Annotated in this window: 22 protein-coding genes; 15 read left to right on the forward strand and 7 right to left on the reverse strand. The window is 63.2% G+C overall.

Annotation, left to right across the window (positions count from 1 at the left end):
• Nucleotides 1-302: 302 nt before the first annotated feature.
• The 5 genes from P0D70_RS14830 (at nt 303) to P0D70_RS14850 (ending at nt 7620) form a co-directional block, all read left to right on the forward strand.
• Complete coding sequence (locus P0D70_RS14830) at nt 303-863, forward strand: fimbrial protein (protein WP_408185054.1); 561 nt, start codon at nt 303-305, stop codon at nt 861-863.
• A 277-nt stretch (nt 864-1140) separates the two neighbouring features.
• A complete protein-coding gene (locus P0D70_RS14835; protein WP_091805162.1) occupies nt 1141-1698 on the forward strand; it encodes a fimbrial protein in 558 nt (185 codons plus the stop codon).
• A gap of 74 nt (nt 1699-1772) precedes the next feature.
• A complete protein-coding gene (locus tag P0D70_RS14840; RefSeq protein WP_408185055.1) occupies nt 1773-2516 on the forward strand; it encodes a fimbria/pilus periplasmic chaperone in 744 nt (247 codons plus the stop codon).
• Between the two features lie 184 nt (nt 2517-2700).
• Nucleotides 2701-5283 (forward strand): fimbria/pilus outer membrane usher protein, encoded by a 2583-nt coding sequence (locus P0D70_RS14845; RefSeq protein ID WP_408185056.1) that lies wholly within the window; start codon nt 2701-2703, stop codon nt 5281-5283.
• A gap of 735 nt (nt 5284-6018) precedes the next feature.
• Nucleotides 6019-7620 (forward strand): peptide chain release factor 3, encoded by a 1602-nt coding sequence (locus P0D70_RS14850; protein WP_091805156.1) that lies wholly within the window; start codon nt 6019-6021, stop codon nt 7618-7620.
• Between the two features lie 110 nt (nt 7621-7730).
• Here the strand turns inward: P0D70_RS14850 and P0D70_RS14855 are convergent, their stop codons facing one another.
• Entirely contained in the window at nt 7731-8606 is an 876-nt protein-coding gene (locus P0D70_RS14855; protein WP_408185057.1) for a LysR substrate-binding domain-containing protein, read from the reverse strand.
• 396 nt (nt 8607-9002) lie between these two features.
• On the opposite strand from P0D70_RS14855, the gene P0D70_RS14860 reads away from it, so the two are divergent.
• Nucleotides 9003-11432, forward strand: a complete 2430-nt coding sequence (locus P0D70_RS14860; protein ID WP_408185058.1) for a bifunctional acetate--CoA ligase family protein/GNAT family N-acetyltransferase — start codon at nt 9003-9005, stop codon at nt 11430-11432.
• A 136-nt stretch (nt 11433-11568) separates the two neighbouring features.
• Here the strand turns inward: P0D70_RS14860 and P0D70_RS14865 are convergent, their stop codons facing one another.
• From P0D70_RS14865 to P0D70_RS14875, 3 genes are all read right to left on the reverse strand, one after another.
• A complete protein-coding gene (locus P0D70_RS14865; protein ID WP_091805141.1) occupies nt 11569-12114 on the reverse strand; it encodes a hypothetical protein in 546 nt (181 codons plus the stop codon).
• Between the two features lie 109 nt (nt 12115-12223).
• Nucleotides 12224-13156: a fimbrial protein gene (locus P0D70_RS14870; protein WP_408185059.1), complete on the reverse strand. Its 933-nt coding sequence runs from the start codon at nt 13154-13156 to the stop codon at nt 12224-12226.
• 194 nt (nt 13157-13350) lie between these two features.
• Nucleotides 13351-14139, reverse strand: coding sequence for an IclR family transcriptional regulator (locus P0D70_RS14875; protein WP_091805133.1), 789 nt, complete (start codon nt 14137-14139; stop codon nt 13351-13353).
• Between the two features lie 344 nt (nt 14140-14483).
• Between P0D70_RS14875 and P0D70_RS14880 the strand changes: the two genes are divergently transcribed.
• The 9 genes from P0D70_RS14880 to P0D70_RS14920 all read left to right on the forward strand — a co-directional run bounded on the left by P0D70_RS14880 (nt 14484) and on the right by P0D70_RS14920 (nt 23543).
• Nucleotides 14484-15533: a sugar ABC transporter substrate-binding protein gene (locus tag P0D70_RS14880; RefSeq protein ID WP_408185060.1), complete on the forward strand. Its 1050-nt coding sequence runs from the start codon at nt 14484-14486 to the stop codon at nt 15531-15533.
• 8 nt (nt 15534-15541) lie between these two features.
• Nucleotides 15542-17062, forward strand: a complete 1521-nt coding sequence (locus P0D70_RS14885) for a sugar ABC transporter ATP-binding protein (protein WP_408185061.1) — start codon at nt 15542-15544, stop codon at nt 17060-17062.
• Complete coding sequence (locus tag P0D70_RS14890; protein ID WP_091805124.1) at nt 17052-18101, forward strand: ABC transporter permease; 1050 nt, start codon at nt 17052-17054, stop codon at nt 18099-18101. Before P0D70_RS14885 ends, P0D70_RS14890 begins: the two co-directional genes overlap by 11 nt.
• 25 nt (nt 18102-18126) lie before the next feature.
• Complete coding sequence (locus P0D70_RS14895) at nt 18127-18453, forward strand: UxaA family hydrolase (protein WP_408185062.1); 327 nt, start codon at nt 18127-18129, stop codon at nt 18451-18453.
• Between the two features lie 43 nt (nt 18454-18496).
• On the forward strand, nt 18497-19816 hold the full coding sequence (locus P0D70_RS14900; RefSeq protein ID WP_408185063.1) for a UxaA family hydrolase: 1320 nt from the start codon (nt 18497-18499) through the stop codon (nt 19814-19816).
• Nucleotides 19817-19951: 135 nt separating this feature from the next.
• Nucleotides 19952-20992 (forward strand): aldo/keto reductase, encoded by a 1041-nt coding sequence (locus P0D70_RS14905; protein WP_091805115.1) that lies wholly within the window; start codon nt 19952-19954, stop codon nt 20990-20992.
• Between the two features lie 7 nt (nt 20993-20999).
• Nucleotides 21000-21830: an amidohydrolase family protein gene (locus P0D70_RS14910; protein WP_408185092.1), complete on the forward strand. Its 831-nt coding sequence runs from the start codon at nt 21000-21002 to the stop codon at nt 21828-21830.
• A gap of 64 nt (nt 21831-21894) precedes the next feature.
• A complete protein-coding gene (locus tag P0D70_RS14915) occupies nt 21895-22638 on the forward strand; it encodes an SDR family oxidoreductase (RefSeq protein WP_408185064.1) in 744 nt (247 codons plus the stop codon).
• 56 nt (nt 22639-22694) lie between these two features.
• Nucleotides 22695-23543: an ureidoglycolate lyase gene (locus P0D70_RS14920; protein WP_091805109.1), complete on the forward strand. Its 849-nt coding sequence runs from the start codon at nt 22695-22697 to the stop codon at nt 23541-23543.
• A gap of 160 nt (nt 23544-23703) precedes the next feature.
• Here the strand turns inward: P0D70_RS14920 and P0D70_RS14925 are convergent, their stop codons facing one another.
• The 3 genes from P0D70_RS14925 to P0D70_RS14935 form a co-directional block, all read right to left on the reverse strand.
• A complete protein-coding gene (locus P0D70_RS14925; protein WP_408185065.1) occupies nt 23704-25056 on the reverse strand; it encodes a pyridoxal phosphate-dependent decarboxylase family protein in 1353 nt (450 codons plus the stop codon).
• A gap of 54 nt (nt 25057-25110) precedes the next feature.
• A complete protein-coding gene (locus P0D70_RS14930; RefSeq protein ID WP_091805103.1) occupies nt 25111-25413 on the reverse strand; it encodes an ArsR/SmtB family transcription factor in 303 nt (100 codons plus the stop codon).
• Nucleotides 25414-25529: 116 nt separating this feature from the next.
• Nucleotides 25530-25964 carry a PaaI family thioesterase gene (locus P0D70_RS14935; RefSeq protein ID WP_091805101.1) on the reverse strand — a complete coding sequence of 145 codons (435 nt, stop codon included), beginning with the start codon at nt 25962-25964 and terminating at the stop codon, nt 25530-25532.
• Nucleotides 25965-26002 lie beyond the last annotated feature (38 nt).

Consider the following 26002-nt stretch of genomic DNA (forward strand, 5'->3'; position numbering starts at 1 on the left):
CCAGCCTATTCACGAAGAGCCAGTTTGACCGATTCTTCGTGCATTGATGCATCACTCTGCCGGACACACAGCCAGCCACTTGGTGCCGGATATCCCCGTCGAAATCTCAGGAAAGGCAATTTGCCTCATGTATTTCTTATCCAGTAAAACTTACGATTGACTTTTTTTGCGCGAAATCAAGTTATTCGGCATTTATTTTGCCTGTTTGCCTTGCGAAATCAGCGTGATCGAGGTGGGCAACGGTACGACGTATCTCTGCGACTGCCGTTGAGTTTTCTGTCTAATCTTTAGGAATACAAGCAATGAAATCGATGATCTCCGCATTCGTGATCGCTACTGGCGGTGTGTTGAGTCTCGCGCCGGCTGGCGCCAATGCGGCGGACGGTACGATCACCATAAGTGGCACTGTGACAGACACCACTTGCTCGATCAACGGCTCGGCGAGTGGCACGCCCGCCAACCTGTTAGTCACGCTGCCATCGGTTCCGGCCAGTGCGCTTACGACATCAGGTGCCGTGGCTGGTACGTCGAACGCGGCAGATCTGAGATTCGTTTTGACGGGTTGCACTGGCTCGGCTACCAAGGCGATTGCCAACTTCGAAAACGGCCAGACAGTCGACCAGTCAACGGGCCTTCTGGCGAACCAGGGCGGCACCGCGAAAAACGTGGAAGTTCAACTGCTCAACGCGCAAATGCAGCCGATCAATGTGCTGACGGGCAGGAACAACGATATCAGTACGAGCGGGGTGGCTATCACCGGCGGCGCGGCAACGTTGCAGTATTTCGCACAGTATTACGCGCTCGATGCAGCCCAGGCGGGTACGGTCTACACGTCGGTTCAATACACGATGCAATATCAGTAAACCCCAGATAGAGACGCTCCTTACCGGCGTGCATTGATTCAATCAATCCATTGACTGAAATCACGGAAAGAGGCGATTTGTCTCATGTAATTTTGATGTGGGACAACTTAACATCGCATTCTCCTATCTCGGAAGGATAGGTCAGGCGTTTAGAGCAGGAACTATCGTATTCCTGAACTGAATGATTGGCATGCTTGACGCATGTGGCGATCCTTGAGCAATACAAGGATCGCGTTTTGATTTGATCAGCTTTTCTTAGTTTATTGGACTGAACGTTATGAAGTTATCCCTCCCCGCAATCGCGATCGCCGCCGGCACTCTGTTCGGTCTCGTACCCCTTGGCGCCCATGCGGCGGATGGCACGATCTCCATCTCCGGCACCGTGACCGATAGCACGTGTTCGATCAACGGCAGCGCAAGCGGTACCCCGGCCGACAAGGCAGTCACGCTGGCGCCGGTCCCGACCGGTTCGCTTTCGTCGTCAGGCGAAGTGGCCGGTACGTCGAACCCTGCAGATCTGCAACTGAAACTGAGCGGCTGCAGCGGCACGGCCACCAAAGCAGTTGCGCGTTTCGAGAACGGCCCGACGGTCGACCAGACGAATGGCTATCTGTCGAACAGCGGCACCGCGCAAAACGTGGAGGTTCGTCTCCTCAACGCGCAGATGCAACCGATCAACGTGACGACGGGCGCGAACAACGATGTCTCCACGGACGGGGCAACCATCACGGGCGGCGCGGCAACCCTGCAGTATTTCGCGCAGTACTACGCGACAGGCGTTGCGGCTCCCGGTACGGTCACCTCGTCGGTTCAATACTCGATGGAATACCAGTAAGCGAAGGTCCGAAGCGCTCGCCGGGCGGGCGCTTCTTTGCGACCTTCCTCTGGATTATTGAAAGACAGACTGCAATGAAGCTGCTCAAAAATATGCCGATAGTAATCGGCTTTGCCTGTGCGCTATTGGCCGGCAGCACACAGGCAAGCGTGACTATTGGCGGTACGCGTGTGGTGTATCCACTCGAGCAGCGTGAAGTCTCGGTCAAACTGGATAACGACAGCCACAAACCCTCCCTCGTGCAGGTCTGGATCGACGACGGCAATGCCGATGCCAAACCCGGCGAAATCAAAGTGCCGTTCGTGATTACGCCGCCGATTTTCCGCATGGACGCGAAAAAGGCGCAGACGTTACGCGTGATGTACACGGGCGAATCATTACCTCAGGACCGCGAGTCGGTCTATTGGCTCAATGTGCTGGACATCCCACCAAAGGCAAGTGCTGCTTCGGACGCCAATATTTTGAGCCTCGCTTATCGCACCCGCATCAAGGTTTTCGCGCGGCCGGACAAGCTACCCGGCAAACCTGAAGATGCGGCCGCGCAACTGCGTTGGAGCATGGCGGCGTCGGCGGATGGCAAAGGGCAGGCGCTCAGCGTCTCGAATCCGACGCCTTACTACGTCTCGTTCAGCGAGATCGACGTCGAGAGCAATGGCCACACCTTCAGGAACGAGCAAGGTGGCATGGTTGCACCGCGCACATCAGCGGTCCTGCCGATGGCGAAGATGAATGGTGTCGCCGCGGGCGCGAAGGTGCACTACATCGCGATCAGCGACTACGGCGGCCCGATCACCGGCGACGCGGCGCTCGGCGACTAGACCGCCACAGCCCGGCCGGGGGCGGCAGCGTGCCGCCTTTGGCCAACCCTTTCTCCTGCACGGCGCGCGTTGCGCCGGCAACGCATGGATGACGCACGCCTGCGGCGGGACATTCAATTCCGATCACATCATGAAGGACCTACGCTGTCGCAGGGCGGCCGGTCGTGGCACTGAACGCGCGGGTGTGTTCAATCTCAACCCGGTCGCCGCCGTTGTCACGTTGGCATTCGCGGCGCTGGGTGGCGTTCAGCCGACAGGCGCACAGGCGTCCGAACCCGCTCAAGCGGGCGCAGCCGTGGAGTTCGATACGACATTTCTGCGCGTCGATCCGAATGCGACGGTGGACGTCTCGCGCTTCGCGCGTGGCAACCCGGTATCTGAAGGCATTTATTCCGTCGATGTGTACCTCAACGGTATTCGTGTCGCGCGTCATGACGTGCGGTTTGTCGCCGCGAGCGGAACGACTGCGGCGCGTCCTTGCCTTAGCCGCCAAATGCTGGAGAAGCTTGGCGTCGACTTCGCCAAGGTCGCGGCGAGCAGCGAGGCGAAGGTGAAGGCGGAACCGGGGGCCGACACCGGCGTTACCGGCGAATGCGTCGACCTCACGGCGGCCGTGCCCGACGCGACCGTTGACTTCGATTTCGCGGAACAGAAGATCAGCCTCAGCGTGCCGCAAAAGTACATGCGAAACACCGCGCGCGGTTACGTGCCGCCCGAGATGTGGCAGAACGGAGTCAACGCAGGTTTCTTGAGCTACAACGCGAACGCGTACCACAGCGCTGGATCGGCTGTTGAATCGACTCAAAGCTATGTCGGTTTGAATGCCGGCGTGAACATCGGCGCGTGGCACTTCCGCCATCAGTCCTCGGTGACCCAGCAAGCCGGTGCCGCCACGCAGTTCGACAACATTGCGACCTACCTTCAGCGTGATATCACCGCGATGAAGTCGCAGTTGACGGTCGGTGACGGCTACACGACCGGCGATGTGTTCGACAGCGTGCAATTTCGCGGCGCGCAGATCGCCACCGACGACCGCATGCTGCCAGAATCCCTGCGCGGCTATGCGCCGGTCGTGCGTGGCACGGCTGAATCGAATGCGCGCGTGACGGTTCGGCAGAACGGGCAGGTGATTGATGAAACCACCGTGTCGCCGGGCCCGTTCGAAATCAATGACCTGTACGCGACCGGCTATGGCGGCAACCTGGATGTCACCGTCACCGAAGCCAATGGCCGCACGAAGAGCTTTACCGTGCCTTACGCCTCGGTCGCCCAATCGTTGCGGCCCGGCACCACACGGTTTTCGGTCACTGCCGGTGAGCTTCGTTATGCCACGCTCGAAACCAACCCGATTTTCGCGCAGTTCACATTGCAGCGCGGGCTGACCAATCTGATCACGCTCTATGGCGGCGGTGTCGCTGCGGACGGCTATCTGGCGGCCGACCTGGGCACCGCACTGAACACGCGGCTGGGTGCTTTCTCCGTCGACGTGACGGCCGCCGAGACGCAGATTCCGAATCAGGCCACCTCGCGTGGCACGAGCTTGCGCGTTGGTTATAGCAAGTTCATCAATCCGACCAACACCAACATTGCGATCGCGGCGTATCGCTATTCGACGGCTGGGTACATGAACTTGTGGGATGCCGCGTCCGCGCGTGACCTCGCAATGCGCGGCGGCGATCCGAATTCGGTGTATCGCCAGCGCAATCGTTTCCAGGCCACGCTCAATCAGAATTTCAAGGAATACGGCACGGTCTACTTGAACGCTTCCGCACAGCAATACTGGAATCGCAGCGGCAGCGATCTGTTCTATCAGGCCGGCTACTCCAATCGTTTCAGGTACGGTACGTACAGCGTCAGCGCAGGGCGCACGCGCAGTTCGAACGGATCGATGTCGGACCAGATCATGCTGGGCACCACGTTGCCGCTCGGCCATGATCCGCATTCGCCGCTCATGTCGACGAACCTCAGCAGTTCCGGCGGCAACACCAGTTTGCAGGCCAACGTGAGTGGTTCGTTGGGCGAGCGTAACCAGTACTCATACAACGCGTATGGGACGTACGGCGGCGGCTCCGGCGCCAGCACGGCGAGCGCGGGCGCGAGCGGTACCTATCGCGCACCGTACGCGCAGTTGACGGGATCGGCGAGCGGGGGAACCGGATCGAGCCAGGTGTCGGCAGGGGTGAGCGGGTCGATCGTCGCGCATCCGGGCGGCGTCACCTTCTCGCAGACGGTGGGCGACACGTTCGGCGTTATTGAAGCGCCGGGCGCCGCAGGCGCGAGCGTCACCAGTTCACCCGGCGTGAAGCTCAACGGAGGCGGCTTTGCGGTGGTTCCGTATTTGACGCCGTATGGCATGAACACGGTGGATATCGATCCGAAGGGCACCTCGACCGATGTCGAGTTTGAATCGACGTCGGAGCAGGCGGTGCCGCGGCTGGGCTCAGTGGTGATGATCAGGTACAAGACGGTGACCGGACGCGCCGCGCTGATTCGCGCGCCGCAACTCGGCGACAAGGCGTTGCCGTTCGGCGCGGATGTCGTCGATGCAAGTGGACGCACGGTAGGCGTCGTTGCGCAGGACAGCCGGATTTTCGCGCGCGGGATCGAAGACAAAGGCTCGCTGTTCGTGAAATGGGGTGCGACGGCCTCCGAGCAATGCCACATTGACTATGTGCTGCCGGCGCAGACGCGTAACGCGGGGGCGGTCTACATGTCTGTGGAAGGGCACTGCGTGGATGGGGCGCCAACCGGAAAAGGCGAACCTTGATTGCCGTAGTACTCAGCAACTGAATTCGAAGGGTTATTGAATCTCAGCGTTCAAATCTTGTCTGCAACTTTGCAGTCGAAAAGCGACAGTCTATGAGGCATTGTTCTGTGCGACCGTTGCGCGGCGCGACCGCCGTTCGCACATTCGTATCGTCGGGTGCCTCATGTTATTACTGGTTTTCAATTTGTTCGCGGCCAGGGCTGCTCACGCAGCGCTTATCTGTAATGCAAGCGGAGCAGACAACATAATCAGCGCGGGATCGATCTCCGTGCCCGCCAATCCAACGGTTGGTGCGACGATTGCCACGCTCGCGCCAACACAGTTTCAGATGCCCTGCAGATTTGACGATTCAGCACCGGTAGAGACGACTGCTACGCTTTGGCCGAACGGGAGATATGGAGGCAGGCTCGATCAGAGCGCTGGCCACTTTCACGATGTCCTATCAGTAGGCCTTCTGGGGCAGACCCGCCTGCCGCTTCTCCGCCGCACCTGCCCCTTTTCGATACGCCGTTCCCCATGACGTGTATCATTCGTTCCCTGCGCTGTTCTGCGCTGGCGATTCCCGTATTGTCGAACGCTCGTTCGTGACCTGTTTCCGACACGGTCGAGTTGCCATTGTGACGCGGGCCGCCGGCCCAACTCCCGCAGCTCGACGCCGCCGCGCAAGGCGTGGCACACCGGCAGCCACAAGCCGCCGGGAACCGCCCGAACCCCTATCCGTGACCGCCAGACCCGATGTCAGTCTCCGAACTCAAACGCCGCCGCACGTTCGCGGTCATTTCCCACCCGGATGCGGGTAAGACCACGCTCACGGAAAAGCTGCTGCTGTTCTCGGGCGCGATTCAGATCGCCGGTACTGTGAAGGGCCGCAAGAGCAACCGTTACGCGACGTCCGACTGGATGGAGATCGAAAAGCAGCGGGGCATTTCGGTGGCGAGCTCGGTGATGCAGTTCGAGTACGGCGACGCCGTTATCAATCTGCTCGACACGCCGGGCCACGAAGACTTCTCTGAAGACACCTACCGCGTGCTGACCGCGGTCGACGCCGCCGTGATGGTGATCGATGGCGCGAACGGCGTCGAAGCGCAAACGCTCAAGCTGCTCGAAGTCTGCCGCAGCCGTAAGACGCCGATCGTCACCTTCATCAACAAGCTCGACCGCGAAGTGCGCGAACCGCTCGAACTGCTCGACGAAATCGAGCAGCATCTGGGCGTCGCCGCCGTGCCGTTTACATGGCCGATCGGCATGGGCAAGGACTTCCAGGGTGTCTACGACATCCAGCGCGATCAGGTGCGCATTTTCCGCGCGGGACAGGATAAGGCTGGCGGCGAAGTGGAAACGCTGCAAGCGCCGAGCGACGAAGAAGGCGAACGCCGCTTCGGCCATGCCTGGATCAAGGCGAAGGAAGAGATCGATCTGATCACCGGTGCTTCGCCGGATTTCGATCGCGAGCAGTTCCTCGCCGGTCAGCAATCGCCCGTGCTGTTCGGCTCGGCGATCAACAACTTCGGCGTGAAGGAAATTCTCGACGCGCTGGTCGATCTGGCGCCGCCGCCCTCCATGCGCATGACCGTGCAGCGTCCGGTCATGCCGGACGAGCCCAAGTTCACCGGTGTCGTGTTCAAGGTGCAGGCGAACATGGACCTGGCGCACCGCGACCGTGTGGCATTCATCCGCGTGTGCTCGGGGCATTTCGAACGCGGCATGGCCGTGAAGGTGACGCGCACGAACAAGACGTTCCGTGCGAACAACGTGGTGACGTTCCTGTCGCAGCGTCGTGAGACGGTGAGCGAGGCGTATCCGGGCGACATCATCGGTATTCCGAATCACGGCACGCTGAGTCTCGGCGACACGCTGACCGAAGGCGAGCAGTTGCAGTTCGTCGGCCTGCCGTTCTTCGCACCGGAAATTTTCCAGACGGTGGAAGTGGTCGACCCGATGCGCGCCAAGCAGCTCGGCGAGGCGCTCAAGCAACTCGGCGAGGAAGGCGCGATTCAGGTGTTCCGCCCGGAAGTGGGCGGCTTGATGATTCTCGGCGCGGTCGGCCAACTGCAGTTTGAAGTGGTGTCGCACCGTTTGTCGACCGAATACAAGGTCGACGTGCGTATGGCGCCGGCGCGCTACCGCATGTCGCGCTGGGTAACCTGCGACGATCCGGCCGAACTGCGCCGCTTCACCGATTCGTACGCGGCGCGCATTGCGCTCGACGCGTCGGATGCGCCGACTTATCTTGCTTCGCACGTGTCCGAGATCGAAGTCGCGCAGAAGGCGTGGCCGAAGATCGTGTTCAACGAATTGCGCGAGCACTCGGGCGCGCCGTTCAAGAAGGCGATGTAAGTCCGCAGCGCCCGTAGTCGGGCGCAACGCACGGCAATGCAACGCAACGCAAATGGCCCCGTGAAAACGGGGCCATTTGCGTTAACGGCACTAAGGTTGCTGCTGGTTCATCATTGCGGGTCCAGCTTCAACACCTCTTCCCGCAGCCACCCCGCCAACGCCTGCACATGTTCGAGCCCCACGTGCCGCTGCGGAATATCGAGCCAGTAGCCGAACGGCCCGCTCACTTCGACATCCGAAAACTGCGCGAGACTGCCGTCCGCCAATTCTTCCACAATCATGTTCCGGTCCACGACCGCCAGCCCCGCGCCTTTGCTCGCCGCGCGAATCGCCTGTTCGAGTGTCGAGAACTCGATGCCGTTGTCCGCGTAACGCGCGGGCCTGCCCGCCTTGGCGAGCCAGTTCGGCCACAGGTCGAGCCGCGCGTCGTTGTGCAGCACATGCAACGCCGGCATGCGTTCGAGCAGCGCGTCGAGCGGTTGATCGAGCAGGCGAGGTGTGCCCACGAGCACATGGCGCTCGGTCATCAGCAATTCGGAATGCCCGTCCGGCAGCGCGTGGCGGCCAAAGCGGATCTGACAGTGAAAGTCGCCGTGCGCTTCCGTGCGAACCGACAGTTCGACGTCGGGCAACTCCACCGCGAGCGAACCGAGCCTCGGCGAAAACCATTGCGTGGCGAAAGTGGGCGGTACGGCGAGTACGAGGCGCCGCCGCCCCTTGGCCACCGAAATCTGACGAAAGCCGCGCTCGATCGTATCGAAAGCTTCGGACAGGCACGGCAGCAATTGCAGGCCGGCTTGCGTCAGACGAATGCCCTTGTGGTCGCGCTCGAACAGTTTCGCGCCGAGCGATTCTTCGAGCAGCTTGATTTGCCGGCTCACGGCGCCTTGGGTCACGCACAGTGCAATGGCCGCGCGATTGAAACTCATGTGACGGGCCGTCTCTTCAAAGAAGCGCAACGCGATCAGCGATGGCAAGCGCCGCATAAATCACCTTCTCTTGCTTTTAGTCGTCCACAGTCCGGCCGGCGGATATCGGGCGGAACGGCGGATCGAGTTCGTGGTGCGTCGCCAGCCGCGCGTTGTCTCTCAAGCACACGTCCTTGGGAGCGTCTCCTGCGCGCATGATTTGAATCACCATGGGCCAGCGATTATTCAAAATAGGCCGCCATCGTGGCGGCCTGGCGATTGTCGCATTTGCCTCTGTCATTTTGCTTGATCTCGATAAGAAATATCCGCTGCGCGCCCAGGGCTGTCGTCGGCGATGCGCCGCAACCGACGTGTTCGCCGAGAAGCGCCGCGCGAGCGCCCGACTTCGCCTATGCTGACGGAGACGCATGCCCGGCCGCCACGCGGCTCGCTGTCCCCAGTCCTGGAGCGCCCGTGACCGTTCGCAATCTCGACGCCTTGTTTCGACCCAAATCCGTCGCCGTGATCGGTGCCTCCGAGCGGCCCGGCAGCACCGGCGCGATGGTGTGGACGCGCGTGCTGGAAGGAGGCTTCGACGGGCCGCTCTGGCCTGTCAATCCGAAGTATCAGACGCTCGGCGGCCATGCCGTGATCGGCGAGACCGGCGACTTGCCGGAAGCGCCCACAGTCGCGGTGATCTGCACGCCGCCGGCGACGTGGCCGGGCATCATCCGTCAGCTCGGTGGCTTGGGCACGCGCGCGGCGATCATTGTCGGCGAGGTGCGCAGCGATGACGACCGGCTCGCGCTGCGGCATGCGCTCTCGGCAGCGCGGCCCAATCTGCTGCGGATCGTCGGGCCGGGCAGTCTCGGCGTGGTGTCGCCGGCGCTGCGCGCGCATCTGGGCGCGCCGTCGTGCACGGTGAAGGCGGGCGGCGTCGCGTGGGTATCGCAGTCGAACGCGCTGACCAATGCCGTGCTCGGCTGGGCGCGGGCGCGCGGCCTCGGCTTTTCGCACGCCGTGGCGCTCGGCGGCGAGGCGGACGTGGACGCGGGCGACGTGCTCGACTATCTGGCCAGCGACCCCGGCACACGCGCCATCCTGCTCGAACTGGACAGCGTGCGCGCGGCGCGCAAGTTCATGTCGGCCGCTCGCGCGGCGGCGCGCAACAAGCCGGTGCTGGCGCTGCGCTCCGGCCGCGCCGATCCCGCCGACGGACTCTACACCGCTGCGTTCCGCCGTGCGGGCATGGTGCGGGTCGACTCGCTCGACGATCTGCTCGACGAAATCGAGACGCTGGGCGTGGGCCGCGTGGCGGCGGGTGCAACGGCCACACTGATTACGAGCGACAGCGGCCTCGCCACGCTCGCCTGCGATGCCTTCGCGGCGGCCGGCGACACGCTCGCGCCGTGGCCCGACGAAGCGTCCGAGGCATTGAAACAGGCATTGCCGCATGCGATCGGCGGCAATCCACTGCGGCTCGGCGACGACGCGCGCCCCGAGCACTTCGGGACCGCCCTCGAACTGCTGGCGAACCAGCGGAGTACGGGCACGGCTTTCGTCGTGCATGCGTCGACGCACAGCGCACCGGTGGGCGAAGTGGCGCAAGCCTTGATCGCGAATCAGCGCTTCGCGTATCGCGGTTTGCTCGCGTGCTTTTTCGGCGGCGTGGATGCCGCCACGCGCGACGCGCTCCATGCGCAGGGCATTCCCGTTCATACGACACCGCAGCGGCTGGCGCGCGCCTTCGCGCGGCTGGTCGATTATCGGATGGGACGCGAACTGCTGATGCAGACGCCCGAGGGTTTGCCGGCGCAAATCCCCGCCGCAATCGACGCGGCTCAAGCACAGGCACGCGAAGCGCTCGCCGCAGGTGAGCACCAACTCACCGGCGAAGCAGCGGCGCGGTTTCTGGAGCGATTCGGATTGCGCGTGGAGACGGCGCCGCAGGCCGCCGATGGCACGGAAGCCAGCTCTGGATCAGCCGGCAAGCCCGTAGTCGACCTCATCGTCGAACTTCACGACGACGACAACTTCGGCCCCGTATTTCGCTTCACCGCGCCGTCGGTTGATGGCCTGGCCGAGCCGCTGCGGGTTTACGGCTTGCCGCCGCTCAATCCCATGCTCGCACGTGACATCGTCGCGCGCTCGCGCTACGCGCGGCTGGTTGCGCCGGAACCGGCATTGGCCGCGCTCACGGGGCTCTCGCAAGCCGTGTGCGACGTCAAGGAACTCGTCGGACTTACGCTGACGCTCAGGGTGTATCGCGATCAGGTGACGGTGGTCGATCCTTCATTGAGCGTCGCGGCGAAGCGCAGCCGCCTCGCGATCGTGCCTTATCCGCGCCGCTTCGAAGAGACGCTGGACTGGCAGGGTTTGCGGGTGACGGTGCGGCCCATTCGTCCGGAAGACGAGGCCGCGCATCATGACTTCGTCGAAGCGATGACGCCCGAAGATTTGCGCCTGCGATTTTTCGGCGCGGTGAGCAGCTTCGACCACTCGCAACTCGCGCGCATGACGCAGATCGACTACGACCGCGAAATGGCGCTGATCGCCACCGTGCGAAGCGAAGAAGGTTTCTCGCGGACACTGGGCGTGGTGCGCGCGGTCGCCGATCCCGACAACGAAACGGCCGAATTCGCGGTGGCGGTGCGCTCGGACCAGAAAGGCCGGCGTCTTGGCCAATTGCTGATGGACCGGATCATCAAATACGCGCGGGCGCGCGGCACGCATTGGCTGATCGGCGAGGCACTGCGCGAGAATGTGGCGATGATCTCGCTCGCCAAAGCTTGCGGCTTTACGATTACGCGGACGGAGGATCCGGGTGTCGTTGGCTTTCGTATGGCGCTGGATGAACCGGCCGACGCAAGCGCGGAAGGCGGAGCGCCGACGGTGCAGAGTTAACTGGATCACTGTCGCGTCGCCGGTACAACGGGTCGGCGGCGCGGCCGCGGCAACTGCGGCAATTGCAGCGGTGATCGAAGCGGCGAGAGGCGCTGAAGGCATCTCGCCGCAGGAAGCGTGAATGAGCTGAGCCGCCTCAGGCCGCCAGCTTGGCCGCAGCTTCGTCGACTTGCGTGCGCGTCACCGACAGTTCTTCAAGCCACGCATCGCCATACACCGCGCCGGTCTCGCGCTCCAGGCGCGCGATGGTCGCAGCGCAACGGCTCGCATCCTTCGGCGTCGCGATGAACGACTTGACCGACTCACCGGCCTTGAACGCATCGAACAGCGGCACGCGAATATCGTCCGGCAGCGGACGCGCCGTCCACTGGTACGGCTTGCCGTTGAACGTGAATTGCGGCGGCAGCACGCGTTCTTTCTTCGCGGCCGGAATCAGGCCATACGTGCGCGCGGCCTCACCGATCTGCTCCGGCGAAAACAGCTCGTCCGGGCTGATGTCGAATTGCTGAATGAAGGTCTCGATGCTTTGCATCGCCGCCGCGCGATCGTCGCGCCGCTTTTGCGCGTGAGCGACGATGTCGCGCAGTTCGTCGGCTTCTTCAGGCGTGATCGTGAAGCTCGACTGCTTCTGCTGGAGTTCGGAAAAACGCTGGAATTCGGAATCGGTCAGAAGTTTCGCCATTGCTTATCGATGGGCGCGCATGAGCGAACCCATGCGGCGTGATTTTTGAGAGGGTCGCCATTCTAAACCATGTGCGGGAGCGGTCCGGTTTCGAGCCCGGGTGCTTGGCCTATTGATAGCTCAATGTAAAGGTCATCAGCCCCTTTACCGTGCCAGGTGAAACCTTGCCGGTTGAAACGTATTGTGCCGTGAGCGGGATGCCGGTTGTGGTCGCAGACGGGCCGACCAGCCATTGATTTGTCGTACCCGGTGCAGCCGAGTCCGGTCCGAAACTGACCGGCGATCCGTTACTGTCCAGCACACGGAGATTGACGCCCAAGGCGGTCGAATCGCCGGTGAGTGTCAGACTGCTCGTTGTGTTGCCCGGATCGGTAGCGTCGGTCAGCGTAACGAAAACGTTGGCGCCAGGCTGGCAGGACAGGTCAATGCTGAAATTCGTATTGCCGGCCGTTGCACCCCGCGCGGGAAATGCATTCGCAGCGACCGGCGGTAGCGAGACGCTGAGAGACGGCGTCGTCACGTCGCAGGTACTCGCGGCGATTGTCGCTGTACCGATCGACAAAGTGTTGAGAGGCGCGGAGTCGACATTGTGACTAATGTCGTGACTTTTCAGCAACGCCAACACCAGGTTGAGGATTTGTCCGTTGCTTGCTTCAGCCGAAGTTTTCACGAGTTGAAATGTGAAAACATAGTTGGCGTTATACGTTACCCCGGACCCGACGGCCGGCGCAAAATCCCCCTCCCGTGTACGCGACAGAATTGCGTTGTTATAAGTGACGTCGGTGACCCGGACTCCGATGCCCGTCAAGCTCGTATCCCACACATCGCGCACGGATGCGTTTACAGCTGCGTAGGCGGCGTACTGGAGAAAATAGCCGTGTCCGCCATCATAGTCATTACGCGGACAGCTTACCCACAACGTGATGGACACGGGCGGACCAATCGATGAACCAATTGGCGCATCGTGCGGCACCGCTATCGTGCCAAAGTCGACGGATCCGTTCCCGGTGACCGTGCACTGTGGAAATGCATCAGCAGGCATGCTAACTGTCAGTGCGGCGAGCGCGGCGGCTCCCAGAGTGGCAACAGCGAGACATCGACGACGTGCAATTCGGGGAGAGTACTCGTGCATGGCAGAGTTTCGTATGCGAGTGAATTCGCCACTGCCTGAGGGAATTCGGGCGGCCTCGCATAGTACTTGTTTAGCCCGGTGAATACACGCGACGGTTCGTCACGCTACGCGGCATTCTCACGAAACATCGACAACGCCTCTACCGTCTCGCGCAGCAGCGCGGTGGCGGCTTCCAGCGTCGGCGCGACGTATTCGTCGATACGCCGCAGATACGGACAGGTGAGGGCCGCGATCGCCTGGCCGGACGGCCCCTGGATCGGAAACGTGACGTCGGTCACGCCGAACGTCTGCTGGCTGTCTTTCTGCGAGAAGCCCGCCGCGCGAATCCGCGCGCAAGCCTGTTCGAGCGCGTCACGGTCGATCGTCACCTCGCCCTTCACCTTGGTATGTTCGGCCAGCATCTGTTCGCGCTGCTCGATGCTTTGAAACGCGAGCATCACGCGGCCCGACCCCGTATCGATCAGACCGACGCGCGAACCGAGTCGCACCGACATACCCCACGTGCCGGGACCATCCACCTGCGCGATCACCAGCAGATTGCCGCGGTCGTACACCACGAGGTGACACGATTGTTCGGCAGCATCGGCAAAGCGCTGCATGAGCGGCAGCGCTTCGGAGATCAGACGGTTCATCGGCGGATGACGATGGGCGAGCGCGTACAGCTTGAGACTGAGCGAATAGCGGTCGCCCGCCGCCGAGCGCACCACGTATTGGCGCGCGACCAGCCGTTCGAGCATGCGATACATCTCGCTCGCGTTGCGTCCCAGCAGTTTGGTGATTTCGGCGCGCGTCAGGCCTTCCTTCTGCTCGGCGAGCAGTTCGAGGATGTCGAGGCCTTTGTCGAGCGCCGGGGCACGATAACGGTCGGCGTCGTCTTTGTCTTCTGCGTCCATCGTGAGCGAGGTTCCGTGTGCAGTTCTCATTATCTGGCGCGTGAGTGTAAGTGCGTGACGAATCTCGTGCGAGCTGGCACCGGTCCAGGGAAAACACGGACGCTTGGTGCAGTGCACATTGCTTGACTTCGAAAAGTCCGTATATGAATAATACGTTCATTGGTGAATGAACGCACGCCAATACTCGACAAGAAAAACACTGGGTTATCCCAAATTGTTCGCGCACCCTCGGGGGCCTGGCGCGAATCGGCGGGTTTGGGAGCCCTCGATAAGAAAGCGCAGGACGAAGTGCTGGCATTCCGTGTCGGTTCACGCAGTTCAACAACGCATATCAGGAGACAACCATGTCGTTCGCGAAAGGGCCGCACGCGGCTCGCAGTTTGTTCCGCAGTTCGCTATCCGCCGCGGCGGCCGCCGTCTGTCTCGCCGGCCTTGGCGTGACCGGCGCCGCGCAGGCCGCCGACGCAGGCAAGATCGGCCTCGGCCTGCCGCTGCTCACGTCGCCATTCTGGCAGTCGTACAACAACTATCTGCCCAAGTACGCGAAGGACATGGGCCTCGACATTCTTGCGCCCGTCAATTCAAACGGCGATCCCGCGCAGCAGATCACGGACATGAACAACCTGCTGAACCTCGGTGCGAAGGGCATCGTGGTCGGCCCGCTGGATTCGGCGGCGATCAGCCGCGCGCTCGACGCCGCCGCGGCGAAGAACGTGCCCGTGGTCGCCGTGGACGTCGCGCCCACACAAGGCAAGGTTGCGATGGTGGTCCGCGCCGACAATCGCGCGTATGGCGAAAAGGCCTGCAAGTACATTGGCGATCACGTGAAGTCGGGCAAGGTCGTGCAGATTATGGGCGACCTCGCCTCGGTCAACGGACGCGACCGGTCCGAAGCGTTCCGCTCATGCATGAAAGGCTATCCTGGCGTGTCGGTGCTGGAGATCCCTGCGGCCTGGAAAGGCGACGTCGCGGCGACCGCGCTCGACAGCCTGCTGACCGCGAATCCCGACGTGAAAGGCATCTACATGCAGGCTGGCGGCGTCTATCTGTCGCCGACGCTGCAAACCCTGCGCCGCAAGCAAATGCTCTTTCCTGTCGGCGACGCGAAGCACGTCGTGATCGTTAGCAACGACGGCATTCCTCAGGAGTTCGATGCGATCCGCCGCGGCGATATCGACGCAACCGTGTCGCAGCCCGCCGATTCGTACGCGAAATACGGGCTGTTCTATATCAAGGCGGCGCTGGCAGGGCAGACCTTCAAGCCGGGCCCGACCGATCACGGCAGCAACATCATCCAGCTGGCGCCGGGCATTCTGGAAGACCAACTGCCCGCACCGCTCGTGACGAAGTCGAATGTCGACGACAAAGCCTTGTGGGGCAATACCGTCAAATGAGCGGTCAAATGAGCGATTCCACGCCCTCCGTGCCCGTCGTCGAAGCGTTCGAAGTCACCAAACGCTTCGGTTCGACGGCCGCTCTGAAAGACGTGAGCATCCGCGTGATGCCCGGCGAGTCGCATGCGCTCGTCGGGCGCAACGGCGCGGGTAAATCGACGCTGGTGTCGATCCTCACCGGCCTGCGCAAGCCCGACACCGGCGAGGTGCGTTTCAGCGGAGCGGCCGCGCCGTCGATCGCGGATCGCGACGCGTGGCGCGAGCGCGTGGCGTGTGTCTATCAGCATTCGACGATCATCCGCGACCTGAGCGTCGCGGAGAATCTGTTTATCAACCGGCAGCCGCTGCGCGGCGGCGTGATCGATTGGCAAGCCATGCGGCGCGATGCGCGCGAGCTGCTCGATCACTGGAAGATCGACGTGCGCGAAGACGCCCGCGCCGGCGATCTGACGGTGGAGGCACGGCAGCTGGTGGAAATCGCACGTGCGCTGTCGTACGGCGCGCGCTTCATCATTCTCGACGAACCGACCGCGCAGCTCGACGGCGACGAAATCAAGCGCCTGTTCCGGCGCATCAGCGAGTTGCAGCGCGAAGGCGTGACCTTCCTGTTCATCTCGCACCATCTTCAGGAAGTCTATGAAATCTGCCAGGCCGTGACGGTGCTGCGCGACGCGCGGCATATCGTCAGCGCGCCGGTTTCAGCGCTGCCGCGCGAGCAGTTGATCGAAGCGATGACCGGCGAACGCGGCGGACTCGCCGTCGCCGACGCGGCGGCGCGCGACGCATTGCCCGCCGACACGGCGATCGCGCTGCACGTCGACGGCCTCGCGGGCGCCGATTACGAAGGCGTGTCGTTCACCGTCAAGCGCGGCGAAGTGGTCGGCCTGACCGGCGCGACGAGCAGCGGCCGTACGAGCGTGGCCGAAGCGATTGCCGGCCTGCGTGCCGCCAAACGCGGCGCGATCCGGGTGGATGGCAAGACCTTGCCGCCCGGCGACGTGCCCGCGGCACTCGCGCACGGCATTGGCTGTGTGCCGAAGGATCGTCATCACGAAGGCCTCGTGCTCACGCAATCGGTCGCGGAAAACGCCTCGATGACGATCGCGCGTTTGCTCGGCAAGTTCGGCATCGCCCCGCCCGCGAGGAAGAACGCGTTCGGCCAGAAGATGATCGACGCGCTCGGCATCGTTGCGCAAGGTCCGGAGCATGTGGTGTCCGGCCTGTCGGGCGGCAATCAGCAGAAGGTGGTGATGGCGCGTGCGCTCGCCACCAATCCCAATGTGCTGGTGCTGATCGATCCCACGGCAGGCGTCGACGTGAAATCGAAAGAAGCACTGCTCTCCGTCGTGGATCGCGTGCGCGAAGAGGGCAAGGCCGTGCTGGTCGTGTCCGGCGAACTCGACGATCTGCGCACCTGTGACCGCGTGCTGGTCATGTTCCGTGGCCGTGTCGCGGCCGAATTTCCGGCGGGTTGGCAGGACCACGACCTGATCGCATCCGTTGAAGGAGTCAGTCTCCATGAAGAATAGTGTGCCCAGTCCCGCCTTCGGCACCGCGCAAGCTCAGGCTCAGCCGCTGGCGCAGTCCACTCGCGGCAAACGCGCGCGCTCCGAACTCGCGCGTCTGCGCGAGTTGGCATTGCTGCCCGCGCTCGCATTGCTGATCGTGATCGGCGCATTTGTCAGCCCCAGCTTCTTGACCAAAGCGAATCTCATCAGCGTACTGGGCGCCTCCGCGGCGTTGGCGCTGGTCGTGCTCGCCGAATCGCTGATCGTGCTGACCGGCAAGTTCGATTTGTCGCTCGAATCGACGGTTGGCATTGCGCCCGCCGTGGGCGCGATGCTGGTGATGCCGGCGGCGTCCGCGGGCTTCGGCCTGCAATGGCCTGCGGCAGCCGGCTTGCTGGCCATCGTGGCGGTCGGCGCGGTGATCGGTTTCATCAACGGCTTTCTGGTGGTGCGTTTGCGGCTGAACGCGTTCATCGTCACGCTGGCCATGCTCATCGTGCTGCGCGGCATGCTGGTCGGTGCGACCAAGGGCGGCACGCTGTTCGATATGCCGCCGTCGTTCTTCACGCTCGCGACCACCATCGTGTTCGGCTTGCCGTTGTCCGTGTGGCTCGCGGCAGTGGCGTTCGCGATCGCGGCCTTCGTGTTGCGCTATCACCGGCTGGGTCGCGCGTTGTATGCGATCGGCGGCAATCCCGAGGCGGCGCGCGCCGCGGGGATTCGGGTGGAGCGCATTACGTGGGGCGTGTTCGTGCTAGGCAGCGTGCTCGCGTCGCTAGGCGGTTTGATCGTGACCGGCTATGTCGGCGCGATCAACGCGAACCAGGGCAACGGCATGATCTTCACGGTGTTCGCGGCAGCGGTGATCGGCGGCATTTCGCTCGACGGCGGCAAGGGCACCATGTTCGGTGCGCTCACCGGCGTGCTGCTGCTCGGCGTCGTGCAGAACCTGCTGACGCTTGCCCAGGTGCCGTCTTTCTGGATCCAGGCGATCTACGGCGCGATCATCCTGGGCTCGCTGATGGTGGCGCGCCTCGCAAGCGGCGAAGGCCAGAACTAATGCACACGCATTCCGGAGACCTCACTTGACCAGCCGCCCCATGCAAACGGACCCACGCCTGATCCTGCTCAGCCCCGCCGACAACTGCCTGATCGCGGCGGCGCGGCTGGACGGCGGCACGCAGGTCGAGATTGAAGGCCAGCGCGTGACGCTCACCAAAACCATCGAACTCGGTCACAAGGTGGCGCGCCATGAACTCGCGAAAGACGACAAGGTGCTGCGCTACGGCGCAGTGATCGGTCACGTGACGGAAGCAGTGGCGCGCGGTGCGCATCTGCATACGCACAATCTCGAGAGCGACTACCTGCCCACCTATACGCACGACGCGGGCCACGAGTTCGTCCATCACTGATGTGAGCACAATGTCGTGGCCTTGACGCCGCGCTGGAATGATCATGACTGACACTTCCGTAGCATCTCCATCCGCCGCATCGCAGCATCCCACGCTGCAGGGTTACCTGCGCCGCGACGGCCGCAAGGGCATCCGCAATGTGGTGGCGGTGGCTTACCTGGTCGAATGCGCGCATCACGTCGCGCGCGAGATCGTCACGCAGTTTCGCGAACCGCTCGATGCGTTCGACGATCCTTCCGCCGAACGCGAACCGCCAGTGCATCTGATCGGCTTTCCCGGCTGCTATCCGAACAGCTACGCCGAAAAAATGCTCGAGCGGCTCACCACGCATCCCAACGTGGGCGCGGTGTTGTTCGTCTCGCTCGGTTGCGAGAGCATGAACAAGCACTATCTGGTGGACGTGGTGCGCGCAAGCGGCCGTCCGGTCGAAGTGCTGACCATCCAGGAAAAGGGCGGCACGCGCAGCACGATTCAATACGGCGTCGACTGGATTCGCAGTGTGCGCGGGCAACTCGCCGCGCAAGAGAAAGTACCGATGGCGCTGAGCGAACTGGTGATCGGCACCATTTGCGGCGGCTCGGACGGGACCAGCGGCATCACCGCGAATCCGGCCGTGGGCCGCGCGTTCGACCATCTGATCGACGCGGGCGCGACGTGCATTTTCGAAGAAACCGGCGAGCTGGTGGGTTGCGAGTTCCATATGAAAACGCGCGCGTCACGGCCCGAACTTGGTGAAGAGATCGTTGCCTGTGTCGCGAAGGCAGCGCGCTATTACTCGATTCTCGGCCACGGCAGTTTTGCGGTCGGCAACGCGGACGGCGGCCTCACCACGCAGGAAGAAAAGTCGCTGGGCGCCTATGCCAAGAGCGGGGCGTCGCCGATTGTCGGCATCGTCAAACCCGGCGACATTCCGCCGACCGGCGGCCTGTATCTGCTCGACGTGGTGCCCGACGGCGAACCGCGCTTCGGCTTTCCGAACATCAGCGACAACGCCGAGATCGGCGAGCTGATCGCCTGTGGCGCGCATGTGATTCTGTTCACGACCGGGCGCGGCTCGGTGGTCGGCTCGGCGATCTCGCCGGTCATCAAGGTGTGCGCGAATCCGGCGACGTATCGCAACCTCGCCGGCGACATGGATGTCGACGCGGGTCGTATTCTCGAGGGCCGCGGCACACTCGACGAAGTCGGCCGCGAAGTGTTCGAGCAAACCGTGGCGGTGTCGGGTGGCGCGGCCTCCAAGTCGGAAACGCTCGGCCATCAGGAATTCATCCTGACCTACAAGACGTTCGATCCGGTCGGCCCGGCTTGCTTGCCGTCGAGCGCCGCGCCGCAGCACCGGGTCGTCGCGATCGAGCCGCACTGAGCGGTTTGTCCGCAGGCCTTCCGGCAAGCAGGTCGTACACGCTGCGGGCACATGCTGCGCGTGCATGGTAAAACACGAATGGGACCGGAGTCAGCGCTGAAGCGTCAACTCCGGTCGATACTGGAGACGCGCTGAATGACGGCAACGATCGCATCGAAGATCGGGCAACGGCGCCGCATCGGCCGTGGGGCGGTGCAGGTGAGCGGATTGGGACTCGGCACGGCGCCCTTGGGCGGCCTCTACCGCGACCTGTCCGATGAAGAAGCCCACGCCACCATCGCCGCCGCGTGGGACGCCGGCGTGCGTTATTTCGACACCGCGCCGCATTACGGCAATACGAAGGCCGAGCATCGCCTGGGCGACGTCTTGCGGCGCTATCCGCGTGGTGACTACGTGCTGTCCACCAAGGTGGGCCGCCGCTTCGTGCCGCGCACCACGCCTTTCGACGACAAGGAAGGCTGGCAAAACCCGCTCCCTTTCGAAGCCATTTACGACTACACGCACGACGGCATTCTGCGCTCGTTCGAAGACAGCCAGCAGCGCCTCGGTATCGTCGATATCGACATTCTGCTGGTGCACGATATCGGCCGCGCCACGCATGGCGACAATCATCCCCATTACTGGCGGCAACTGACCGAAGGCGGCGGGTTTCGCGCGCTGGACAAATTGCGCTCGGCGGGCGCGATCAAGGCCGTCGGACTCGGCGTCAATGAAGGCGCGGTAATACTCGATGCGATGGCCGAGTTCGATATCGATTGCGCGTTGCTCGCGGGCCGTTATACGCTGCTCGAACAGACCACGCTCGACGACCTGTTGCCGGCCTGTGAAGAACGCGGCGTCAGCATCCTGTTAGGCGGCGCGTTCAACTCGGGCATTCTGGCGCGCGGCGTCGAAGGTGATCTGAAATTCAATTACGGCGAGGCGCCGCGCGAAGTGATCGAGCGCGTCGCGCGGCTCGAAGCGGTGTGCCGTGCGCACGGTGTGCCGCTGGCGGCCGCCGCCTTGCAGTTTCCGTATGCGCATCCGGCGGTCGCCACGGTGTTGACCGGCGCGCGCAGTGCCGACGAATTGCGCGAGAACGCGGCGTCGTTCGAGCAGCCGATCCCCGCGGGCTTGTGGTCCGCGTTGCGTGACGAAGGCTTGCTCGACAACCGCGCGCCCGCGCCGGAGAGTTGATTTGACGATGCTTATCGATGCCCACCAGCACTATTGGGACCCCGCTCGCGGCGACTACGAGTGGCTCACGCCGGAACTGAAGATTTTGTACCGGACGTTTGGCCCGGCGGATCTCAAACCGTTGCGAGAGCGCGTGGGCATTGAACGGACGGTGGTGGTGCAGGCGGCCCCGACCATCGACGAAACACGCTATTTGCTGGACCTCGCGCGGCATGAGCCGTCGATTGCCGGGGTGGTCGGCTGGGTGCCGTTATTGTTGCCCACGGCGCCGGCCGTGATCGAAGCGCTGGCGCACGAGCCGAAGTTCAAGGGCGTGCGGCCGATGCTGCAGGATTTGCCCGACGATACCTGGATCACCAACCCCGATCTCGCCCCCGCGATCGAAGCGCTGATCGCACACGACCTCGCGTTCGACGGCTTGATTTACGCGCGACACGTCGAGCCTTTCGAAACGTTCGCGGCGCGCTTTCCGGCGCTGCGTATCGTGGTCGATCATGGGGCGAAGCCGCCCATCCGCTACGGGCACGCCGGTTATCCAGGCTGGGCCGACGCGATTACGCGGCTCGCGAAACTGCCGAATGTGCATTGCAAACTGTCGGGTCTGGTGACCGAGGCCTCGCCCGGCTGGACCGAGGCAACGCTACAGCCGTATGTCGAGCATCTGTTGAGGTCGTTCGGGCCGGCGCGGTTGATGTGGGGCAGCGACTGGCCGGTGCTCGATCTGAACGGCGACTATCTGCTCTGGCATTCGGTGGCGAATACGCTGCTCGGCTCCTTGAGCGAAGGCGAGCGCGAAGCCGTTTTCGGCGGCAATGCCGCTGCGTTTTATCGACTTTGATTTCTGGAAGAGACAAGCAGCAGAAGCAAAAGCAAATGCACAGCCCATTCAACTGGAGTCGTAGATGACACAAAGACTGGCCGGCAAGACGGCCCTGATCACGGCGGCAGGACAAGGCATCGGACTCGCCACCGCCGAACTCTTCGCACGCGAAGGCGCGCGTGTGATCGCCACTGACATCCGCATCGACGGACTTGCCGGCAAGCCGGTCGACGCCCGCAAGCTCGACGTGCGTGACAACGCGGCGATCAAGGCGCTGGCCGCCGAACTGGGCGCGATCGACGTGCTGTTCAACTGCGCGGGCTTCGTGCATGCGGGCAACATTCTCGAATGCAGCGAAGAGGATTGGGACTTCGCGTTCGACCTGAACGCGAAGGCGATGTACCGCACGATCCGCGCGTTCCTGCCCGCCATGCTGGACAACGGCGGCGGTTCGATCATCAATATGTCGTCGGCGGCGTCGAGCGTGAAGGGCGTGCCGAACCGCTTCGCGTACAGCGCCTCCAAGGCCGCGGTGATCGGGCTGACCAAATCCGTTGCTGCCGACTTCATCACGCGTGGTGTACGCTGTAACGCGATCTGCCCGGGCACGGTGGCTTCGCCGTCGCTCGAACAGCGGATCGTCGACCAGGCTCAGGCACAGGGCGCGACGCTGGACGCCGTGCAGGCGGCTTTTGTCGCCCGTCAGCCGATGGGCCGTATCGGCAGGCCGGAAGAGATCGCCGCGTTGGCGCTGTATCTTGCGTCCGACGAATCGTCGTTCACCACGGGTCACGCGCATGTGATCGACGGCGGCTGGTCGAACTGAGGTACGCCGACCCAAGCTGAACCACGAACCGAACACCACTCAAAGGAAGTGTCAGGATGAAACTGCTTCGTTATGGGCCGAAGGGCCAGGAAAAGCCGGGCTTGCTCGACGCACAAGGCAAGATTCGCGATCTGTCGAAAGTGGTCGCCGATATCGACGGCGCCGCGCTAACCGACGAAGGTCTCGCCAGGCTGCGCGCGCTCGATCCGGCCTCGCTGCCGCTGGTCGAAGGCAATCCGCGCATGGGTCCGTGCGTCGGCAAGATCGGCAAGTTCATCTGTATCGGCTTGAATTACGCCGATCACGCGGCGGAATCGAATCTGCCGGTGCCGGCCGAACCGGTCATCTTCAACAAGTGGACGAGCGCGATCAGCGGCCCGAACGACGACGTAGAAATTCCGCGCGGCTCGAAAAAGACCGATTGGGAAGTGGAACTCGGCGTGGTGATCGGCAAGCCGGCGAAATATATCGACGAAGCCAACGCGCTCGATTACGTCGCCGGTTACTGCGTGATCAACGACGTGTCGGAACGCGAGTGGCAGATCGAAAAGGGCGGCACGTGGGACAAAGGCAAGGGCTTCGACACGTTCGGCCCGATCGGCCCGTGGGTGGTGACGCGCGATGAAGTCGCAGACCCGCAGAACCTGAGCCTGTGGCTCGAAGTGGACGGCCATCGCTATCAGAACGGCAGCACCAAGACGATGGTGTTCGGCGTCGCGAAGCTGGTCTCGTACGTATCGCAGTGCATGAGCCTGCAACCGGGCGACGTGATTTCGACCGGCACGCCACCGGGCGTCGGCATGGGCGTGAAGCCGAATCCGGTGTACCTGAAGCCGGGCCAGACGATTCGCCTGGGAATTGAAGGTCTGGGCGAGCAAACGCAGAAGACCTACGCGGCGGAGTAAGTCTCGCTGGCGAGTTTGGCTGCATGAAGAAAGGCGGTTCCTGTGTTGAGCAGGAACCGCCTTTTTTGTGTGCGCCGCTGCGGTTTGATGGCGCTGCTCCGTGAGCCGTTGCGCGAGCGGAGCCGCTCGACGATCGACAGGCGTGCAGCCGGCGCGTCGCTCAGGCGCGCTGCTCGGCGAGCAAACGCGCAAGCAGCGCCACCAACTGATCGACGTGCTTGTCTTCCGTGCGCCACGACGACACGCTGATGCGAAATGCCGGCCGGCCTTGCCAGACAGTCTGGCCGAACCACGTTTCGCCCGACGCCTGCGCCGCTTCGCGAATCGCGACGGTCTGCGCGTCGGTCTTCGCCCGCGCCAGCACCTGGTTCAGCACGACACGGTTCAACACCTCGAAGCCGGCGGCGCGCAGACCTTCGGCAATTCGCAAAGCCTGCGCGCAATGCCGGTCGACCATCTCCTGCACGCCGCTGCGCCCGAGCGAACGCAAGGCAGCCCAAATTGGAATGCCGCGCGCGCGGCGCGAGAACTCCAGGTTCAAATTCTTCTGCGCGTCATGGGCGCCGCTCAGATAGACCGCGTCACTGTTCATCGCCGCCGAGATCGCGCGCGCGTCGCGGCAGATCGCCATTGCGCCGTCGTACGGCGTGTTGAGCCACTTGTGGCCGTCGGTGGTCCAGCTATCCGCGCCGTCGATGCCCTCGGTCAGCGCCCGTTTCGACGAGGCGCGCGCCCACAGGCCGAACGCGCCATCCACGTGGACCCACGCGCCGGCCGCCTTGGCGCGAGGAATCACTTCCGCGAACGGATCGAATTCACCGGTGTTCACTTCGCCGGCTTGCACGCAGAAGATCGTCATGTCGTCGAGCGGCGGCAACTGCGCGGGATCGATGCGACCATGCGCATCCACGGGCGCGGCGATCACGCGCTTCATGCCGAAGCCGAGCACGCGCAACGCCTTTTTCACCGTGATATGCGCCATCTCGGAGATCACGACGCGCACCGGCGGCGCGCCGTCCAGGCCGTCGTTGTCGAAATCCCAACCCTTGCGTGCGAGCAGCGCGCGCCGCGCGGCCGCGATGCACACAAGCGTGCAGGCCGTTGCGCTGGTGCCAAAGCCGATCGCCGCTTCGCGCGGCAAATCGAGGGCGTCGAGCACCCAGCGCGCCGCGATCTTCTCGATCGTGGCCGCGGCCGGCGAGTTGTCGAAGGTCGACGCGCACTGGTCCCACGCGCCCATCAAACGTTCGGCCGCCGCCGCGGCCGGCAACACCGCGCCGATCACGAAGCCGTAGTAGCGCGGATCGTTCGACGCGACCGTGCCGGGCGATCCGCTTTCGTCGAGCAGGCGCAGTACGTCGGCGGGCGCGTGGCCGTGTTGCGGGAAGGCTTCATCGAAGGCCGCGAGTTGCTGGAGCGCGGCCGCATCTGGAAACACCCTGCGTTTGCCGATACCGGCAAGGTAAGCGTGCGCGCGCTGGTCCGCGTCGGTGGCAAGTGCGAGTTCGTCCATGTGGCTCCTAAGCTGTCGGGAAGGTGGCGGCGCGGTCTCGTGAACACCGCGCGCCTACAGATTGGCGAGGTCGCGGCCGAGCTTCTGCAGCTCGGCGTCGATGCGTTTGTAATAGGTGAATTTGCCGATCCGCTGCGCGCGAACGAGTCCCGCATCGGCGAGGATGCGCATGTGGCGCGTGGTCGTGGCGGGTGCGATGCCGAGCTTGTCGGTGATGAACGTGCAGCACACGCCGACCGTTTCGATATCGGCGTGGTCCTGATACGGGAAATGCAGCGTCGGCTCTTTCAGCCAGCGCATGACGGCGAGCCGGCTGGCATTCGCGAGCGCGTTGATGCGCGTGAGGTCGTCTGTCATGAGGCAGTGCGCCGAATGGAGCCATCGGTGGATAACGTTTCGTATATTAGCTAAATGACAAAGCGTGAACAAGCGCCTCCATGGCGGCGCGATGTGCTTCAGGAAAGGCTACGGTCTCAGTTGCCGTGTTCGTGTTCGCCGCTTTCGCTGATCCGGTTCACGGTGCCCTGCGCGACGGCAATCAGCTTTTCGCGGTTGCCTTCCATCACGAACACGTTGCATTGGCAGGTGGCCTGATGCTGGCCCGCATAGACGACCTTTGCGCGCGCGATCAGCGTGCCGTTGATGGCCGGGCGCAGGTAATTGATCTTGTATTCCCCGGTCACGACTTTGGGCCCGAGTAGCAGCGCACCGGCGAACGTCAGTGCATTGTCGACGAGATAGCTGATGACGCCGCCATGCACGAAGCCGTGCTGTTGCCGCAACTCGTCGCGGATCGGCAGACTCAGCGTGAGTTCGTTGGTGCCCGTGTGCATCAACTCTGCGCCCAACAGCATGCTGAACGGCTGGGCATGCAGTGCGCCGCGCGCCCGGTCGAGGAGGTCGGTCATTGTGAGTCCTTCGGGCATAGCCCGCGGTGGCAATCTGC

The organism is Paraburkholderia sp. RL17-381-BIF-C (genome assembly GCF_046026435.1).
Classification (GTDB): Bacteria; Pseudomonadota; Gammaproteobacteria; order Burkholderiales; family Burkholderiaceae; genus Paraburkholderia.

Coding starts and splice junctions, on each gene's coding strand:
- P0D70_RS14880 (WP_408185060.1), top strand. CDS start 14,484: ATGTCGTTCGCGAAAGGGCCGCACGCGGCTCGCAGTTTGTTCCGCAGT.
- P0D70_RS14885 (WP_408185061.1), top strand. CDS start 15,542: ATGAGCGATTCCACGCCCTCCGTGCCCGTCGTCGAAGCGTTCGAAGTC.
- P0D70_RS14920 (WP_091805109.1), top strand. CDS start 22,695: ATGAAACTGCTTCGTTATGGGCCGAAGGGCCAGGAAAAGCCGGGCTTG.
- P0D70_RS14890 (WP_091805124.1), top strand. CDS start 17,052: ATGAAGAATAGTGTGCCCAGTCCCGCCTTCGGCACCGCGCAAGCTCAG.
- P0D70_RS14910 (WP_408185092.1), top strand. CDS start 21,000: ATGCTTATCGATGCCCACCAGCACTATTGGGACCCCGCTCGCGGCGAC.
- P0D70_RS14935 (WP_091805101.1), bottom strand. CDS start 25,964: ATGACCGACCTCCTCGACCGGGCGCGCGGCGCACTGCATGCCCAGCCG.
- P0D70_RS14905 (WP_091805115.1), top strand. CDS start 19,952: ATGACGGCAACGATCGCATCGAAGATCGGGCAACGGCGCCGCATCGGC.
- P0D70_RS14870 (WP_408185059.1), bottom strand. CDS start 13,156: ATGCCTGCTGATGCATTTCCACAGTGCACGGTCACCGGGAACGGATCC.
- P0D70_RS14830 (WP_408185054.1), top strand. CDS start 303: ATGAAATCGATGATCTCCGCATTCGTGATCGCTACTGGCGGTGTGTTG.
- P0D70_RS14835 (WP_091805162.1), top strand. CDS start 1,141: ATGAAGTTATCCCTCCCCGCAATCGCGATCGCCGCCGGCACTCTGTTC.
- P0D70_RS14930 (WP_091805103.1), bottom strand. CDS start 25,413: ATGACAGACGACCTCACGCGCATCAACGCGCTCGCGAATGCCAGCCGG.
- P0D70_RS14915 (WP_408185064.1), top strand. CDS start 21,895: ATGACACAAAGACTGGCCGGCAAGACGGCCCTGATCACGGCGGCAGGA.
- P0D70_RS14875 (WP_091805133.1), bottom strand. CDS start 14,139: ATGGACGCAGAAGACAAAGACGACGCCGACCGTTATCGTGCCCCGGCG.
- P0D70_RS14850 (WP_091805156.1), top strand. CDS start 6,019: ATGTCAGTCTCCGAACTCAAACGCCGCCGCACGTTCGCGGTCATTTCC.
- P0D70_RS14925 (WP_408185065.1), bottom strand. CDS start 25,056: ATGGACGAACTCGCACTTGCCACCGACGCGGACCAGCGCGCGCACGCT.
- P0D70_RS14900 (WP_408185063.1), top strand. CDS start 18,497: ATGACTGACACTTCCGTAGCATCTCCATCCGCCGCATCGCAGCATCCC.
- P0D70_RS14855 (WP_408185057.1), bottom strand. CDS start 8,606: ATGCGGCGCTTGCCATCGCTGATCGCGTTGCGCTTCTTTGAAGAGACG.
- P0D70_RS14865 (WP_091805141.1), bottom strand. CDS start 12,114: ATGGCGAAACTTCTGACCGATTCCGAATTCCAGCGTTTTTCCGAACTC.
- P0D70_RS14840 (WP_408185055.1), top strand. CDS start 1,773: ATGAAGCTGCTCAAAAATATGCCGATAGTAATCGGCTTTGCCTGTGCG.